Raw genomic sequence first — 18,730 nt, 5'->3', positions numbered from 1 at the left:
GTAAATTTGCACCGCACTTTGAGATATGATGATAAAGGAAATTTACCTAAATCCCAACTGCTTAATCTCTATAACATATAGCTAAAACGTTTAAGAAATTGTGCATTTTTACCGCAAAGCAATCGCTTGCCTTCACATTTTTGTACATTTTTGCAAGCATTTCGTTACAAAAAACAGTAAAATGCGTTTGCGTTTTTATCTCAATTTTACATTTAAGGAAATTCTAATATGAGTAGCTTAATAAGTGTGCTGGGCATTGTTGTACTTCTTGCTATTGCCGTTCTGTTATCAAGTAATCGCCGTGCAATTAGTTTGCGCACAGTCGGTGGGGCGTTGTTAATTCAAATTCTGATTGGTGCATTTATTCTTTATGTGCCAGTTGGACGTGATATTTTGCTTGCCTTATCCAATGGCGTAAGCAAAGTGATAAATTACGGGAATGAAGGGGTTAAATTTGTCTTCGGTGGTTTAGCAACTGATGCGTCATTTAAAGCTTTTGGTAATGACGGATTTATTTTTGCTATTCGTGTGTTACCGATTATTGTGTTCTTCTCTGCGTTGATTTCCTTACTTTATTACATTGGCGTAATGCAGTGGATTATTAAAATTATTGGTGGTGGCTTACAAAAAGCATTAGGCACTTCCAAAGCGGAATCAATGTCTGCTGCCGCAAACATCTTTGTTGGACAAACGGAAGCGCCTCTCGTCGTCAAACCCTATATCAGTAAAATGACTGAATCAGAATTATTTGCCGTGATGTGTGGTGGATTGGCGTCTATCGCAGGTTCAGTATTAGCTGGTTATGCCGGCTTAGGCGTACCATTGCCATACTTAATCGCTGCATCCTTTATGGCGGCACCTGCTGGCTTATTGTTTGCAAAATTAATCGTGCCTCAAACAGAAAAATTCAATGATGACATTGAAAAAGTTGATTTAGAACAACCATCAAATATCCTTGATGCTGCCGCAGCAGGGGCGTCATCTGGTATGCAATTAGCAATGAATGTCGGCGCGATGTTAATTGCATTCGTTGCATTAATTGCCTTAGTAAATGGCTTATTAGGTGGCATTGGCGAATGGTTCGGTATGCCAGAACTTTCTCTTGGCTTAATTTTAGGTTGGATTTTCCGCCCATTAGCTTGGGTGATCGGTGTACCTTGGAACGAAGCGGGCATTGCAGGTCAAATGATCGGGATTAAATTAGCGGTGAACGAATTTGTTGGCTACTTAGAATTTGCCCCTTACCTTGCAGCGGATGCAGCGGTACAATTAAGCGATAAAACAAAAGCAATTATTACCTTCGCCCTTTGTGGTTTTGCAAATTTCAGTTCTATCGCGATCTTAATTGGAGGCTTAGGCGGAATGGCACCAAGTCGCCGTGGTGATATTGCACGTCTTGGTATTAAAGCGGTAATTGCAGGTTCATTAGCTAATCTGATGAGTGCAACCATAGCCGGTTTATTTATCGGTTTAAGTGGTGCGGCGCTGTAAAGTGCGGTAAAATTTCATCACATTTTTTCGATAACGCCACGACATTGTTCGTGGTGTTGTCATATTAAGGCAAAGAAAACGTTTGCTATCATTATGTTACAAGGGGATTAGGATCTCTCCAATAAGGAAGCAATGAGCATTTTCCGCTTCCAAATAAAGCAAACATTCTGTCGCCCAAACACAGAGTTCAATGATTAAGGAGCTTAAAATGAAACGCGTATTTATAATGATGTTAGACTCTTTCGGTATCGGTTCAAGTGAAGATGCGGAAAAATTTGGCGATAAAGGCGCAAATACCTTAGGTCATATTGCACAACGCTGCGCCGAAGGGCTGGAAGACAAAAACGGGCGCAAAGGTTCACTTCATTTGCCTAATTTTGAAAAACTGGGCTTAGGCTTAGCCGCCAAAGAATCTTGCGGCGAATTGCCAGCCGGTTTTAATCCAAGCCCCGCGCTGATTGGTGGGTATGCTTATGCGAAAGAAATTTCATCAGGTAAAGACACCCCGTCAGGGCATTGGGAAATCGCAGGTGTGCCAGTATTATTCGATTGGGGCTACTTTCCCGATCACGAAAACAGCTTTCCACAGGTTTTATTAGATCGTATTGTCGAACGTGCGGGCTTAGAAGGTTACCTTGGCAACTGCCATTCATCCGGTACCGTGATTTTAGATCAACTGGGCGAAGAACATATGAAAACAGGTAAACCTATTTTCTACACCTCGGCAGATTCCGTCTTCCAAATTGCCTGCCACGAAGAAACCTACGGCTTAGACAAGCTGTACGAATTATGCGAAATTGTGCGTGAAGAATTAGCCGATTACAACATTGGGCGTGTCATTGCTCGCCCGTTTGTTGGCAATAAAGCTGGCGAATTTTCTCGTACTGGTAACCGTAAAGACTATGCCATTGAGCCACCCGCGAAAACCGTATTACAAAAATTAGTCGAAGAAAAACAAGGGGATGTGATTTCTATCGGCAAAATTGCTGATATTTACGCTCATACAGGTATTACCGAAAAAGTCAAAGCCACAGGCTTGGCAGAATTATTTGATAAAACCCTTGTAGAAGTCAAAAGAGCGGGCGAAAATGCCATTGTTTTCACTAACTTTGTAAACTTTGATTCTGATTTTGGCCACCGCCGTGATGTCGCAGGTTATGCCGCTGCATTAGAATATTTCGACAGCCGTATCCCAGAACTATTAGCCTTAATGAATGAAGGTGATTTGCTTATTTTCACTGCCGACCACGGTTGCGATCCAACTTGGCACGGCACGGATCATACTCGTGAGCATATTCCAGTGTTGCTTTACGGATCACAAGTACCAAAAGCCTTTTTAGGCAAACGTGAAACCTTTGCTGATGTAGGGCAAACTATTGCCGACTATTTTGGCTTATCACCAATGGATTACGGTAAATCAATCCTTAATTTCAACAACCAAGATTAATCAATAGAAGAGGACTTTATTATGACTCCACATATCAACGCCCCAGCAGGTGCTTTTGCTGATGTAGTATTAATGCCCGGCGATCCATTGCGTGCCAAATACATTGCGGAAACCTTCTTGGAAGATGCCAAAGAAGTTACCAATGTGCGTAATATGTTAGGCTACACAGGCACTTACAAAGGGCGAAAAATTTCGGTAATGGGACACGGAATGGGAATTCCCTCTTGTTCCATTTACGCCAAAGAATTAATTACCGATTATGGTGTGAAAAAAATTATCCGCGTCGGGTCGTGCGGTGCAGTACGCGCTGATGTGAAACTACGCGATGTGATTATTGGATTAGGTGCTTGTACCGATTCAAAAGTCAATCGTATTCGTTTTAAAGATAATGACTTTGCTGCCATTGCCGACTTTGAAATGACCCAAGCTGCCGTACAAGCAGCAAAAAATAAAGGTATCAACGTGCGTGTGGGTAACCTTTATTCGGCTGATCTTTTCTATACCCCTGATGTTGAAATGTTTGATGTGATGGAAAAATACGGCATTTTAGGCGTAGAAATGGAAGCAGCGGGCATCTACGGTGTTGCGGCAGAATTTGGCGCAAAAGCCCTAACCATTTGTACGGTATCAGACCATATCCGTACCCACGAGCAAACGAGCGCGGAAGAACGCCAACTGACTTTCAATGAAATGATTGAAATTGCGTTAGAAAGTGTATTGCTTGGTGATCAGGCTTAATTCCGAATGAAATCACACCGCACGAGAAACTAAGTGCGGTGTTTTTTTAGCAATTTTTCATCTTATTGATCCTTGGTATATTTTGCATAAGAAAATATTGCTATAATTTCCCTCAATTCATTTTCATCTCTGCTAGCTAAAATGTTAATGCGATTTACTCAAAAAATTCGTCATTTTATTCATCGAAAATTACGCCAAAGCTATCGCATTTCGCGTAAAACCATTGAATTTTCCTGTCTGTTAATCGGTGCAGCGTTGGTATCCTTATTCTCCCTTGGCTTTGCCAAATTTGCCGATTTAGCCTTACATTGGAATGCCCACTGGAGTGCCAAATATCCTTATGCAGTATGGATTGTGCTGCCTTTAGGACTGGCTTTTTTGGCGTGGTTTACCGCTAAATACACCCCTTATGTTTCGGGCAGTGGCATTCCACAAGTGATCGCTTCAATTGATATGCCGTATAGCGCCAATAAAAGTAAGCTCATTGCCTTTGGACAAACGCTGTGGAAAATCCCGCTCACCTTTTTAGCGATGTTATTTGGTGCATCAGTGGGGCGCGAAGGGCCTTCTGTACAAGTGGGCGCAGCGGTAATGTATGCGTGGGGCAACGTGTGTCGTCGCCACGGTTTGGCATTTAAAGGCTTAAATGCCAATGAATTAATGGCAACGGGTGCAGCAGGTGGACTGGCAGCAGCATTTAATGCCCCTCTGGCTGGGGTGATTTTTGCGATTGAAGAATTAGGGCGTGGCATTTTGCTCCGTTGGGAACGCCGTGTGCTACTTGGGGTACTCACCGCAGGGTTTATTTTGGTCGCCATTGAGGGCAATAACCCCTATTTTCCGAATTATCAAGGTGAAACTTCCGTGCCTTATATGTTCTTATGGGTTGCATTATGTGGCATAGTAAGTGGCATTTTAGGCGGTATTTTTGCTCGCTTATTAGCTAAAGGGGTGGCTGGCACTGCACCAGCTAAAATTCGCGGGTGGATTCGCCGTCACCCTATTTATACCGCCTTTATTTTAGGCTTAATCCTTGCGGGGCTTGGCACATTCACCCACGGACAAACTTATGGCACAGGCTATGAAGTGGTTACTCAAGCATTGAGTGGTGTCGAAATGGGGAGCGAAGTAGGCATAAGTAAACTATTCGCCACCGTTGCAACTTATTGGACAGGCACGGCTGGGGGGATTTTCACCCCATCATTAACCACGGGAGCGGGCATTGGCGCACAAATCTGGTCGCTTACAGGAGGCATTGTAGATCAACGTTTACTGGTTTTATTATGTATGGCGGCGTTCTTAGCTGGAGCAACACAATCCCCTGTTACAGCAAGCGTGGTAGTAATGGAAATGACATCCAGTGAACCCGTGCTATTTTGGCTCTTGATTTGTAGTCTTATCGCTTCTATCATTTCACGCCAGTTTAATGCGAAACCGTTCTATCATTTTGCCGCAGGGCGTTTCCGCCAGCGTATTCAAGAGCAGGCAAAACAAGCTGAGTTAAAGCAACAAGAACAGCCAAAATCCGTACAAGAAGAAAACAAATAATGACCCAACAAAAATCAACAAAAAACACACCGCACTTTTATCGTGGGCGATTTTCTGTTGCCCCAATGCTTGATTGGACAACGCGCCATTGCCGTTATTTCCATCGCCAATTCAGTCAGCACGCATTGCTTTATACGGAAATGATCACCACAGGTGCAATTATTCACGCCAAGTACGATCATTTGGAATTTGATCTGGCAGAAAACCCTGTGGCACTTCAACTTGGCGGGAGTGATCCCGAACAATTACAACATTGTGCAAAACTTGCCGCTGAGCGTGGTTATCAAGAAATTAATTTAAACGTGGGCTGCCCGTCTGATCGCGTGCAAAACGGAATGTTTGGTGCTTGCCTGATGGCGAAAGCAGATTTAGTCGCAGATTGTGTGCAGCGTATGCAGTCTGTGGTGGATATTCCTGTCACGGTAAAAACCCGTATTGGCATTGATGATCTTGATAGCTATGAATTTCTCTGTGATTTCGTGCAGAAAGTGATGCAAGCAGGCTGTCAAGAATTGATCGTCCACGCACGCAAAGCGTGGCTCAATGGATTAAGCCCGAAGGAAAATCGTGAAATTCCGCCCCTTGATTATGAGCGTGTTTATCAGCTAAAACGGGATTTTCCACAACTTTTAATCAGCATTAACGGCGGGATTAAAACCATTGAAGAAATGCAACAACATCTGCGTTATGTGGATGGCGTAATGGTTGGGCGTGAAGCTTATCAAAACCCGAGTTTATTAGGCTATATTGACCACGCCTTGTTTGATCCGCAATGCCCCATTATTCATCCAAAAGAGGCAGTGGAAAAAATGTTCCCCTATATCGAACAACAACTTGCGCAAGGCGTTCATCTTAATCACATCACCCGCCATATGCTTGGCGCATTCCAACATTGCAAAGGCGCTCGTCAATGGCGCAGACATCTCAGCGAAAACGCCCATAAAACAGGGGCAGGCATTGAAATCGTGGAACAGGCTTTAGCTTTTGTGGAAGCCTAATTGTGGGAGAAACTAAAATAGAAAAGTGCGGTGCTTTTTTCGCAACTTTTTATTGTAAAAGAAAGCCCTTTTTACAAAGGGCTTAAGCGTAACGTTCGTTTATTCCACTAATTTGGCAGGCATTTCAGGCGCAATTAAGCGGCGTAAGCGCGTACCTTCCAGATCGATATGTCCAAAACGCGAATGCCCATTATTCCAATCCTCCACAGCTTGACGCAAAGCCGCTTGACTATCTGCGACAAAATTCCACCACACTAAGGTTTTATGTGCGAGCGGTTCTCCCCCGAGTAACATAATATGGCTGCCCGCCTCCCCTTTGATGTTAAATTCGTGGGTTTGGCAATCCGTTAAACTAACCAGTTGATCTTGTTGGTAAATTTGCCCTTCAATCTCCACGTTGCCTTTCAGTACCAGAACGCCATATTCAAAGTTTGGTTGCTGTTCTATACGCACTGTTTGGGACTGTTGAAATTGAATATCTACGCCAACTAATGGGCTATATTGCTGTGTTGGTGCGGTTCTGCCTTGATAGCTACCGGTGGTCAAAATGTAATTTACGCCATTTTCCTGCCATTCAGGCAATTGAGGATAATGTTGAAAATTTGGCTCAATCTCTTGATCCATTGGAAGCGCAATCCAAAGCTGTACCGCGTGAAGTTGATGCACGCCTTCAGGGGTTTGTTCCGTATGGCTAATGCCACGCTGGCTACCAGTGCCAGCAGTCATTAAATTCACTTGTTTGGGCTTAATTAATTGACGATAACCAAGGCTATCTTGATGCCAAACTTCCCCTTCAAGCATCCACGTAAACGTCTGTAAATTGGTGTGTGGATGCGCACCGACTTGCAAGCCCGCATTATTATCGGTAAATTCTGATGGCCCTGCGTGATCAAGAAAACACCACGCCCCAATGGTACGCTTACCCGCTTGTGGTAACAAACGCGCCACAGGAATGCCACCGACATCTTTGGTTATTGCATTTAATTTATCTACGCTCATTTTTGTTCCTTATGTTTTAGTTTATTACCTTATGCTTTTGCCCATTGAATAAAAGTTTGTGCAAACTTACTTAAAAAACCCGCGGTGCGTTCATCTGCTACTTCCCCTTGTTCATTAAGCGCTTGCGTCGCACGGCTAAGAAAAACTTCTGGAGAAATCAGCACATTCGCACCAATACTTTGTAAACTTTGACGAATTTGCAGACCCGCATTAATCCCGCCATAAGCGCTCGGTGAGGCAGTAACAATAGCCACTTTCTTACCTTGCCATAAATTTTGTCCATAAGGACGAGAAGCAATATCAATGATATTTTTCGTGGCTGCAGGTATTGCGCGATTATGTTCAGGGCTAACAATGAGTACTGCATCAGCCATTTTAATTTGCTCACGCACGCGATCATATTCTGCCACGCTTTCCTTATCGCGATCTTGTGTGTAAAGAGGCAAATCATCAATGCGTACTTCCTGCACCTTTACCTCAGCTGGAAACTGAGCAACGATATAATTTGCAATACTTCGATTAATAGATTGTTTGCTTAAACTGCCAATAATCAGCGAAATGTTCATTATTATAACCTCAATACATTAGGGGAAATTTTCGCCAATTATAAATCTCCCCCCTCCTCCAAAACAATCGGCATTTTAGAAATGATCTTTTTCCTGATAAGAAAAAGTGCGGTGAAAAATCACCGCACTTTGTTTTTTCCTATGCTTTCTTATTTTAACGCGACTCTTGCGTTTCTGAATAATCGCATCCACGCACCGTCTTCTGTCCAATCTTCAGGATACCACGAATTGGAAACTGCGCGGTAAACTCGTTCTGGGTGTGGCATCATAATGGCGACACGTCCATTGCGGTTGGTGAGTGCGGTAATACCATCCACGGAACCATTTGGGTTGGCGGGGTATTGGGTGGTTGGGCTGAGATCATTATCAATATATTGTGCAATAATCAAATTTTGTTCACGCAACATAGCAAGTTGCTGATCATTTTTGAACTCTACACGTCCCTCACCGTGAGAAACCGCGATTGGCATATGAGAACCAGCCATTCCGTTAAACCACAGTGAAGCCGTCTCATTGATGCGAACCATTGCGACGCGCGCTTCAAAACGTTCCGATTGGTTACGCACAAAACGTGGCCACGCTTCTGTTCCCGGGATAATTTCAGCTAAGTTAGCGAGCATTTGGCAACCATTACATACCCCGAGTGCAAGGGTATTTTCACGAGCAAAGAAAGTGGCAAATTGATCGCGAAGTGCGGTGTTAAATAGAATAGATTTTGCCCAGCCACCGCCTGCGCCTAACACATCACCGTAAGAGAAGCCACCACAAGCCACAAGCGCTTGGAAGTCTTTCAAATGATGGCGTTGATGTTGCAAATCACTCATATGCACATCAATGGCATCAAAGCCTGCACGGTCAAAGGCGGCGGCCATTTCATAATGGCTGTTTACGCCTTGCTCACGTAAAATGGCAATGCGTGGACGTACACCTTTGGCGATATAAGGTGCCGCAATGTCTTCATTCACATCATAAGTTAAAGACACGGAGAAGCCTTTGTCATTTGGATTTTTCTTCGCGGCAAATTCTTGCTCGGCACATTCTGGATTATCACGCAATGCCTGCATTTTGTGGGTCAATTCTGCCCAAATGCCACGCAATTCAGAACGGGTTTCTTTCAATAACACTTTCGTGCCACGCGTGATTTCAAATTGATTGTTTGCGTTTACCGTGCCAAGTTCTTTCAGTAGATACAGTACACCATTTTGCTCGAAAGCCTGACGAACAGCGGGCAAATCACTGTCTTTCACTTGGATCACCGCGCCTAATTCTTCATTAAACAATACGGCAAGATCGTTATCACCTAACGCGCTAATATCTACGGATACGCCACAATGCCCTGCAAACGCCATTTCGGCAAGGGTGATAATCAAGCCGCCGTCTGAACGATCGTGGTAAGCCAGCAATTTTTGTTCATTCACAAGTTGTTGCATTGCATTGAAGAAGCCTTTCAGGCTTTCCACATTCACCACATCCGCTGGCTTATCACCTAATTGTTTATAAACCTGTGCCAATGCGGTTGCGCCTAAGCGATTTTTCCCTTCGCCTAAATCAATCAAGAATAAACGGCTGCTGCCTTTGTCGGTGCGTAATTGTGGGGTGACGGTTTTGCGTACATCCTCCACCCGAGCAAACGCACTGATCACTAAAGAAAGGGGGGCGGTGACGGATTTTTGTTCACCATTTTCCTGCCAAGTAGTTTTCATTGACATTGAATCTTTCCCCACGGGAATGGTCAAGCCCAATTGCGGGCAAAGTTCTTCCCCTACGGCTTTGACGGCTTCATAAAGCCCTGCATCTTCGCCCGTATGCCCTGCGGCAGACATCCAGTTAGCAGAAAGTTTAATGCGTTTAATATCGCCAATATCCGTTGCGGCAATATTGGTGAGGCTTTCTGCTACGGCTAAACGCGCAGAAGTAGCGAAATCTAACAATGCCACAGGGGCGCGTTCACCCATTGCCATTACTTCACCGTGATAGCTATCTAATGCCGTCGTCGTGACTGCGCAGTCTGCTACGGGGATTTGCCAAGGACCAACCATTTGATCGCGCGCTACCATACCCGTTACGGAGCGATCACCAATGGTAATTAGGAAGGTTTTCTCTGCCACCACAGGCAAACGTAATACGCGGTGTAACGCTTCTTTTAACTCAATATTTGAGTGATCTAGTGGTGGATTATGCACGTGTTTAGAGGCAACATCGCGCGTCATTTTTGGTGTTTTACCAAGCAATACATTCATTGGTAAATCAATCGGCTCATTATGGAAATGATCATCGTGTAAGGTAAGGTGTGCTTGTTCTGTCGCTTCACCAATCACGGCAAATGGCGCACGTTCACGCTGACAAAGTTGCTCAAATAACGCTAATTTATCTGGTGCAACAGCAAGCACATAACGTTCTTGCGATTCGTTACACCAAATTTCCAACGGCGACATTCCTTTTTCATCACATAAAATATCACGCAATTCAAAGCGTCCGCCACGCCCCCCATCGTGAACTAACTCTGGCATTGCGTTAGACAAACCGCCTGCGCCTACATCGTGGATAAACAAAATCGGGTTATCTTTACCCATTTGCCAACAGCGATCGATCACTTCTTGGCAACGGCGTTCCATCTCAGGATTATCACGCTGTACGGAAGCAAAATCTAAATCTTCCTTCGATTTGCCTGATGCCATTGAAGAGGCCGCACCACCGCCTAAGCCAATATTCATTGCTGGCCCGCCAAGTACAATCAATTTTGCGCCCACAGGGATTTCACCTTTTTGCACGTGTTCTGCACGGATATTCCCGATACCGCCTGCGAGCATAATAGGCTTGTGATAGCCACGCACTTCTTCGCCATTAAAGCTGTTTACTTTTTCTTCATAAGTACGGAAATAACCAAGCAAGGCTGGACGACCAAATTCATTATTAAATGCCGCACCGCCTAAAGGCGCTTCTAGCATAATATCTAATGCAGAGGCGATTCGATCAGGTTTAGATAGCGCGGTTTCCCACGGTTGCTCAAAATTTGGAATGTTCAGATTTGAAACAGAAAATCCCACTAATCCTGCTTTTGGTTTAGCGCCTCTTCCTGTTGCCCCTTCATCACGAATCTCGCCGCCAGATCCCGTTGCCGCCCCCGGGAAAGGGGAAATTGCCGTTGGGTGGTTATGGGTTTCGACTTTCATTAAAATATGCGCATCTTCATTATGATAACGATATTGCCCATCTTGATCTGGGAAAAAGCGTCCAACGTTTGAGCCTTCCATTACCGCGGCGTTATCTTTATACGCTGAAAGCACATAATCTGGGGTTTTCTCAAAGGTATTTTTGATCATTTTGAACAAGGATTTTTCTTGTTTTTCACCATCAATGATCCAATCGGCATTAAAAATTTTATGGCGACAATGCTCCGAATTGGCTTGCGCGAACATATAAAGTTCCACATCAGTCGGATTACGCCCAAGTGCGGTGAAATTTTCCACTAAATAATCAATTTCATCTTCTGCCAATGCCAACCCCAGAGACACATTTGCTTGTGCTAATGCATTGCGCCCACCTGCCAAAATATCCACTCGGGTAAAGGGTTTTGGTTGCTGTTGCTGGAATAGCACTTCGGCTTCTTGTGGCGTGCGGATTACCGTTTCCATCATTCGGTCATAAATATGACTAACAAGCTGGGTTTGCTCTTGCTCATTTAAAGTACGTTCTAACTCAAAATAAAACGCTAATCCGCGCTCTAAACGTAAAACTTTATTTAAACCGCAATTGTGTGCAATATCAGTGGCCTTTGACGACCAAGAAGAAATCGTACCAACGCGAGGGATAACAATAAAACATTCCCCTTGTGGTTCGTGCTGTGCCAAGTTTGGACCATAATGTAATAATTGGGTTAATTCTTGCTCTTCAAGCGTATTCAATGCTTCACTGAGTTCTGCAAAATGTTGATATTCTGCATAGCAAGATTTCACTGGAAGTTGTGCTTGTTGAAAGCGTTGGACGAGTTGATTTAAACGGAAAGGCGAAAGGGCTGGAGAGCCACGAAAAATCTGCAACATAGACTTACCATTGGTTAGATTAATGAAAAACTTGGCTATTATAGAGGAATTTTTAGCAAAACGAAAACGTTTGCGTAAGTGTAGTAATGAATAAAAAACGAATTCATTAAAAACGTGGTGTTATGGATAAAAAAAGAGAAAAAACGACCGCACTTTTGATTTAAGCAAAAGGCGGTTGTTAATTAGCTAAGGCAAGCGAGAAATTTAGCTCGCTTTTTTACGACGCTTTAAAGTATCGAGTAATACAGCAAAAACAATGATCAATCCTTTTACAATTTGTTGCCAGTAAGGATCGACTCCCAGCATATTTAAACCTTTGTTGGTTGTACCAATAATCAATGCTCCAATTACACACATTGGAATGCTGCCAAAGCCACCACTTAATGATACGCCGCCAATCACTGCTGCGGCGATTGCATCAAGTTCCCAAGCTAATCCGTAAGAAGGGTTACCCGCATAGGTTCGTGCTGCGAGTAATGCCCCCGCTAAACCAGATAATGCGCCCGCTAAGGTATAAACCCAAATTAAGGTTTTAGTGGTGTTGATTCCACAAATTTTTGCCGCATTAAGATTTCCGCCCACAGCATAAACGTGGCGTCCAAAAGTAGAACGACTGAGTAAAATATGTGATCCAATTACAATCAAAATATATAAAATAACTAACCCAGGTAAGCCAAATACATTTACATCAGCAATCCAAGTAAAGGCTTCAGAAGAGGCATCAATTGGGCGTCCATCTGAATATAATTGTGCCGCACCACGAGCAATAATCATCATACCTAAGGTGGCGATGAAGGGAGGAATTGCGCCTACTGCGGTTAATGTTCCATTAATTGCTCCGAGGAATGCGCCTAATGCTAATGAAATAGCGAAAGCGAGCATTGCAGCACTTACAGAATCACCGCCAGTCACTACTGAAGCTGAAACCACTGCGGTAAGCGCCACGACAGAACCAGAGGATAAATCAATCCCTGTTGTGATAATTGCAAAAGTTACTCCAATAGCAATGATTCCAAACATTGAAACCTGTTCGATAATACTCCAAACCGTACGAGCAGAGAAAAAACCATCAATTGAGAGAGAAAGGGCTAAAAATAGTCCAATTAAGATAAAAACCATTCCATAAGCATTTATGATTTTTTTGAAAGTCACATTTGACATAATATATACCTCATCTGTGTTTACCATTTTACTAGTTTGAATGAATGTTAGTCTGGTTTATAAATGTTGTTATGCACCAGATGCTAATTCTAAAACCCGTTCTTGCGTTAGTTCTTGATGTGGGATAATCCCAACTTGATGTCCTTCGTGCATTACCATAACACGATCGCTCATTGAAAGTAGCTCTAGCATATCTGATGTAATCATAATGATTGTTTTTCCTTGTTTGGATAACTCAACCATTAATTTATAGAGTTCTGCTTTAGCCCCCACATCAATACCTTTTGTTGGTTCATCAAGGATTAAAATATCAGGCTCAAGTAAAAGCCAACGGGCAAGTAACACTTTTTGCTGGTTTCCTCCTGATAGATTATTAGTAATGACTTCGACATTTGGCGCCTTAATTTTGAGCTTATCTTTTTGTTCATACGCCGTCTTTTGCGCTCGCGTTACTGATACCAAAAAATTTTCCAAATAAGGGGACATTTTCGGCATAATCATATTGTCAGTTATGCTTAAATTAAGAAATAATCCTGTCAATTTACGATCTTCTGTTACAAAACCAATTTTGTATTTCATCGCATCTAAGGGATTATGAATTTCAGCTTTTTCACCATGAATATAAATTTCGCCGCTATCCGCGGGTTTATAACCAAACAACCCCTCGACTATTTCAGAACGACCAGCCCCCACTAAACCAGCAATACCAAAAATTTCCCCTTTACGCACTTTGAAATTAATATCTTGATATTTTCCTACACGAGTAAAGTGTTTCACCTCAACAACAATTTCATCTGAAATCTCAAAACGTTCACGTTGGAACATTTCAGACATATCTCGTCCAACCATCATTGAAATAAGTTGATCTTTAGTGATCTCTGAAGTGGCTTTTGTACCAACGTATTGTCCGTCGCGAATTACGGTGATTTCGTCAGAAACTTTAAATACTTCGTCTAATTTATGTGAAATAAAAATAATGGCGATACCACGTTTTTTTACAATATCAATAATACGATAAAGTTGTTCTACCTCAGTTTCAGTTAATGCTGTTGTGGGTTCATCCATAATAATGACTTTGGCATCATTGGATACGGCTGTTGCAATTGCAACAAGTTGTGCTTTCGCAACAGAAACTTCAGACATTTTGACTGTAACATCCATCGGGACACCAAGATTATTAAGAATTTCTACCGCTCTTGCATTCATCTCTTTTTGATTAAGCAAAAAACGCCCTTTCGTAATTTCTCGCCCAAGATAAAAGTTATCGGCAATGGTCAAATTCGCAGCAGGTGAAATTTCTTGCGGTACCATTGTTAAACCACGTCTAATCGCATCAATCGGTCGGGTAGGTTTAAAGGGTGTATCATCTAAAATTAACTCGCTGCCCGCATCGGGGGTATAAATGCCATAAAGCACTTTCATCAATGTCGATTTACCGGCGCCATTTTCCCCCATTAAGGCGTGAATAGATCCTCTTTTTACTTTTAAATTAATTCCATCTAACGCTTTTACCCCAGGAAATGTTTTAGAAACGTTACGCATTTCTAAAATATAGGGAGATTTTGTTGCTGTACTCATACTTTACTCCTTCATATCAACTATTTATCAGAGCTATTCTTTATATTTATTGAGATATTGTGTTTTTTTATCAGGTGTAACTAATTCAAATGGAATCCATTTTATCGCGGGAACTTTTTCTCCTTTAGCCGCCTTATATGCCAGTTCGATACTCATTCTGCCTTGTTCCTTTGCCGACTGAAATATCGTTGCATCTAACCCTTTACCAAGATATGCAAGAGCATCTGGTGTCGCATCAATACCAACAATAATGATTTTGTCGTCTGGAATCTTTGCTTTTCTTGCAGCCAATAATGCACCAATTGCCATTTCGTCATTATTTGCTAGTACAACATTAATATCTTTATGTGCAGCAAATAAATTTTCTGCTATTTCCATTGCTTTCGCTCTGTCCCATTTTGCTTCTTGTTCGGAAAGAATATTGATTTCAGGATGGGAAGCTAAAACAGATTTATTTCCTTCTGTGCGCTTAATTTGGGCATCTAGCCCTAATGGACCTAATAAAATAATAGCATTCGCGGGGTTCCCATTTAATGAGCGTAAAACAAATTCGCTTTGCAGTTTTCCACTCGTCATTTCTTCCGAACCGACATAACTCGTAAGGTATTGCATATCTTCATCATTAGGTTTAACCGTAACCGCAATTAATGGAATTTTTGCTTTCTTTGCTTTTAAACCAATTGATTTCACAATTTTTGGATCAGTTAGCATCACAACAATGGCATCAACATTGCTATCAATGAAGTTCTCAATATCATTCAACATCTTTGCCGGATCGCCATTCGCATCGGCAAATTTCAGTTTGACATCCTGATGCACTTTTTCAAATTTCTGCATTGCATCTTGTAAATAAGTAGGGTACTTATCAGACAAGCTATACATCGAAACGCCGATAGTGAAGGATTTGGCAAATAATGTCGGAATAAAGAAAATGCCAATAAATAGGAAGAATAGTTTTTTGAACATCACTTATACTCCAAAAATAACGAAAAAATGAACCGCACTTTGAGTTATCTCATTTATTAGTTGAAGGACAAAGCCAAAGCTCTGCCCTTCTGTATGAGTGTTATTTATATTTGGCTTGATATTCCTCTTTTTTATCAGGGGTAACTAATTCAAATGGAATCCATTTTATTGCAGGGACTTTTTCTCCTTTTGCTGCTAAATATGCAACTTCTGCTCCAGCTGCACCTTGCCCTTTAGCTGATTGATAAACCGTAGCATCTAGCCCTTTACCTAAATATTCCAATGCATCAGGCGTGGCATCCAAACCCACAATAAGAATATCTTCATCTTTTAGCCCCAGTTTACGTGCAGCAAGTAATGCACCGATTGCCATTTCATCATTGTTGCTCACCACAACATTAATATTTTTATTTGCTGCCAATACGTTTTCAGCAATGCTCAAACCTCTATCACGTTCCCATTTTCCTTCTTGCTCTGTCGCGATGTTAATATTTTTATGTTGTGCAAAAATATCTTTATTACCTTGAGTTCGCTTAGTTACTGCATCTTGCCCTAAAGGCCCTAATAAAATTAATGCATTGCCTGATTTACCACCTAACGTATTCACAATAAAATCTGCTTGGATACGTCCCCCCTCAATCTCATCAGAACCGACGTAACTTGTAACATATTTCATATCTTCATCATTAGGTTTACGATTAACAATAATGAGTGGAATTTTTGCTTTTTGTGCTTTACGTCCAATGACCTTAACAATATTTGGATCTGTTGGTACAACAAGCAAAGCATCAACATTTTGATCGATAAACGTTTCCACATCATTTAGCAAACGAGCTGGATCGCCATTTGCATCGGATAATTTAATTTCCACATCATCGTGTTTCTCATCAAAATCACGAATTGAATCTTGTAAATATGTCTGCCATTTATCCGCGAAAGAATTCATTGGGGCACCAATCATAAGCTGCTTACTCATTACAACTTGAGATGTCAATAACAATCCGCTGCACAGCATTGCTAATAGTGTTTTTTTCATTCTTCTACTCCTATTTTAAAGGTTAGATTGATCACAAAGCTGAAATACCACTATATTGCACAAGGTTCTATTTTGTGAATATAAATTTCAAATTTAGACAATTATGAAATAAATCATCTATTTTATATATAGCATTAAGGGAAAAATGTCGCAATCATCAAGTTAAAAAATTGTGAATTAGATCGTGTTTTCGTATTTAGAAATAAAGAAAATGCATAAAAACTCACATTTTTTTCTGCTGTACTTATAAAAAATAGAAATCTAAGCATTTTTCTGTTATTTACATAATTTTAATCGCCAAAATCTGGTTTCTAACCTAAAATTTGATCTTCGCAATAAAATGAAATTTCACGCCCGAAAATAGAAATTTTTGAAATTTAATTTTCAATGAAAGCGTTGTTTAGATGCCATCAACTTATTTAAAAAGAAATGAAAAAGAATGATGTGAGTATTTATGTCCTCTATACGATTTTTATAGCATTAGTTGCTATGTTAGTTCGATACCACACTAAAGAAGATGGTCTGGGTAACTCGAAGATTATTATTTTTCAGGACTTGATTAACCAACGCGTTCATCTCTGATTCAATGGTGTTGAATCATCGTTCTAATGAACATAATGGCTATTCCCTCTCGCAATATAGTGTGAGTTTTCTTCAATGAGTAAAAGCAGGAAATTTAACGACTATTGCTGGCAAAATGGTAATGTTTGACTAATAACCACGATGAGAAAAGCAGGTTTTTCCTAAGCATAAAAAGCGTTAAACCGTTGCTTAATCTTTTATTCATAGAGAAAAAATTCGCAAAAATTCAACCGCACTTATTCTTTTGTATAAAAATAAAGTGCGGTTGAAAATCATTGAATTTTTTGTTGTACTACAGAAAATTCTATTTCTAAATATCCACTATATACTTAGTCTTCCGTCCAGCGCCTAAAAATGAGCGATGTATTTACCCCACCAAAGGCGAAGTTGTTATTCATTACATAGTCTGTGTGAATTTCTCTTGGGGCTTGACGAATGTAATCGAGCTTGCCACAACGTGGATCGATATTATCTAGGTTGAGCGTTGGTGCAAACCAATTATCGCGCATCATTTCAATAGAAAACCAAGATTCTAATGCACCGCACGCACCGAGCGTGTGTCCGAGATAGCTTTTTTGTGAACTGAGGGGAACATTGCCAAATAATGCGGCGGTGGCAAGGGTTTCTGCAATATCACCTTGTTCTGTGGCTGTGCCGTGTCCATTCACATAACCAATTTGCTCAGGGCGTAATCCCGCATCTTGTAAGGCTAATTCCATACAGCGTTGCATTGTTTCTTTTTGTGGACGTGTAATATGGCTGCCATCGCTGTTTGCGCCATACCCAACTACTTCCGCTAAAATCGTTGCGTTGCGTGCTTTGGCGTGTTCAAGTTCCTCTAATACTAAGATCCCTGCACCTTCGCCGATGACTAAGCCATCACGTTCTTGATCATAAGGACGTGGTGTTTGCTGTGGTTGGTTATTCCGGCGACTTGCGGCATAAAGAGAGTCAAACACATAGACTTGTGAAGGGCAAAACTCTTCACCGCCACCAGCTAACATCATTGGGATCATTCCATATTTGATCGCCTCATACGCATAACCAATGCCTTGACTGCCTGATGAACAGGCACTTGATGTTGGGATAATACGTCCACTTAAGCCAAAGAAAATACCGATATTTGCCGCGGTAGTATGAGGCATCATTCGTACATAAGTATTGGCATTACTGGTGTTGGGATAACCTGCCATCATTAAACCGAGATCTTGTATGTCTTTGGTGCTGCCTGATGATGAGCCACTTGCCACGCCCATATTGCCATTGAGGACGCAAGGATCAAGTTCACCATTTTGCAATAACCCCGCATTTGTTAGCGCCATTTCAGCAGCATCAACACAAAGCTGCGCCACTCTGCCCATACTGCGTAATTGCTTACGATTCCAATGCTCAGGTGGGGTATAGTGGTTAATAGGCGCACCAAGACGAGATTCTATTTCTCCATCTAGCTTGCCCCAATCCATTGTTTGCACTGCATTTTTTTGTTTCACAAAAGCCTGTTTAATGCTTGCCCAATCACGTCCAAATGCGGTAATACCGCCGATACCTGTTACCACAACGCGTTTCATTATTTTTTC

At 41.8% G+C, this 18,730-nt stretch carries 13 protein-coding genes; 5 read left to right on the top strand and 8 right to left on the bottom strand.

The features are described from left to right. Positions 1-228: 228 nt before the first annotated feature. The 5 genes from L4F91_RS01230 to dusA all read left to right on the top strand — a co-directional run bounded on the left by L4F91_RS01230 (position 229) and on the right by dusA (position 6,222). Positions 229-1,491, top strand: a complete 1,263-nt coding sequence (locus L4F91_RS01230; protein WP_250364006.1) for a NupC/NupG family nucleoside CNT transporter — start codon at positions 229-231, stop codon at positions 1,489-1,491. 208 nt (positions 1,492-1,699) lie between these two features. Beyond that, positions 1,700-2,938: a phosphopentomutase gene (gene deoB, locus L4F91_RS01225; protein WP_395896808.1), complete on the top strand. Its 1,239-nt coding sequence runs from the start codon at positions 1,700-1,702 to the stop codon at positions 2,936-2,938. Positions 2,939-2,959: 21 nt separating this feature from the next. After that, complete coding sequence (deoD, locus tag L4F91_RS01220; protein ID WP_250351019.1) at positions 2,960-3,676, top strand: purine-nucleoside phosphorylase; 717 nt, start codon at positions 2,960-2,962, stop codon at positions 3,674-3,676. Between the two features lie 141 nt (positions 3,677-3,817). Beyond that, positions 3,818-5,224, top strand: a complete 1,407-nt coding sequence (locus L4F91_RS01215; RefSeq protein WP_250364004.1) for a chloride channel protein — start codon at positions 3,818-3,820, stop codon at positions 5,222-5,224. Next, positions 5,224-6,222, top strand: coding sequence for a tRNA dihydrouridine(20/20a) synthase DusA (gene dusA, locus L4F91_RS01210; protein WP_265762348.1), 999 nt, complete (start codon positions 5,224-5,226; stop codon positions 6,220-6,222). Before L4F91_RS01215 ends, dusA begins: the two co-directional genes overlap by 1 nt. 99 nt (positions 6,223-6,321) lie before the next feature. Here dusA and L4F91_RS01205 read toward each other — a convergent pair whose 3' ends face one another. The 8 genes from L4F91_RS01205 to L4F91_RS01170 form a co-directional block, all read right to left on the bottom strand. Beyond that, positions 6,322-7,221: a pirin family protein gene (locus L4F91_RS01205; protein WP_265762349.1), complete on the bottom strand. Its 900-nt coding sequence runs from the start codon at positions 7,219-7,221 to the stop codon at positions 6,322-6,324. A gap of 29 nt (positions 7,222-7,250) precedes the next feature. Then, positions 7,251-7,787, bottom strand: coding sequence for an NADPH-dependent FMN reductase (locus L4F91_RS01200; protein WP_395896805.1), 537 nt, complete (start codon positions 7,785-7,787; stop codon positions 7,251-7,253). Between the two features lie 149 nt (positions 7,788-7,936). Then, positions 7,937-11,830 carry a phosphoribosylformylglycinamidine synthase gene (gene purL, locus L4F91_RS01195; protein WP_395896803.1) on the bottom strand — a complete coding sequence of 1,298 codons (3,894 nt, stop codon included), beginning with the start codon at positions 11,828-11,830 and terminating at the stop codon, positions 7,937-7,939. Positions 11,831-12,034: 204 nt separating this feature from the next. Further along, positions 12,035-12,991: an ABC transporter permease gene (locus L4F91_RS01190; protein WP_250351025.1), complete on the bottom strand. Its 957-nt coding sequence runs from the start codon at positions 12,989-12,991 to the stop codon at positions 12,035-12,037. Positions 12,992-13,060: 69 nt separating this feature from the next. Continuing rightward, positions 13,061-14,569: a sugar ABC transporter ATP-binding protein gene (locus tag L4F91_RS01185; protein ID WP_395896801.1), complete on the bottom strand. Its 1,509-nt coding sequence runs from the start codon at positions 14,567-14,569 to the stop codon at positions 13,061-13,063. Between the two features lie 33 nt (positions 14,570-14,602). Beyond that, on the bottom strand, positions 14,603-15,535 hold the full coding sequence (locus L4F91_RS01180) for a sugar ABC transporter substrate-binding protein (protein WP_395896799.1): 933 nt from the start codon (positions 15,533-15,535) through the stop codon (positions 14,603-14,605). Positions 15,536-15,635: 100 nt separating this feature from the next. Further along, positions 15,636-16,571, bottom strand: a complete 936-nt coding sequence (locus tag L4F91_RS01175; RefSeq protein WP_395896797.1) for a substrate-binding domain-containing protein — start codon at positions 16,569-16,571, stop codon at positions 15,636-15,638. Between the two features lie 911 nt (positions 16,572-17,482). Continuing rightward, on the bottom strand, positions 17,483-18,721 hold the full coding sequence (locus L4F91_RS01170) for a beta-ketoacyl-ACP synthase (RefSeq protein WP_250351029.1): 1,239 nt from the start codon (positions 18,719-18,721) through the stop codon (positions 17,483-17,485). Positions 18,722-18,730: the final 9 nt, after the last annotated feature.

This window comes from Avibacterium sp. 20-126, from assembly GCF_044358625.1.
GTDB lineage: Bacteria > Pseudomonadota > Gammaproteobacteria > Enterobacterales > Pasteurellaceae > Avibacterium.
This window is presented reverse-complemented; position numbering and strand designations above follow the sequence as displayed.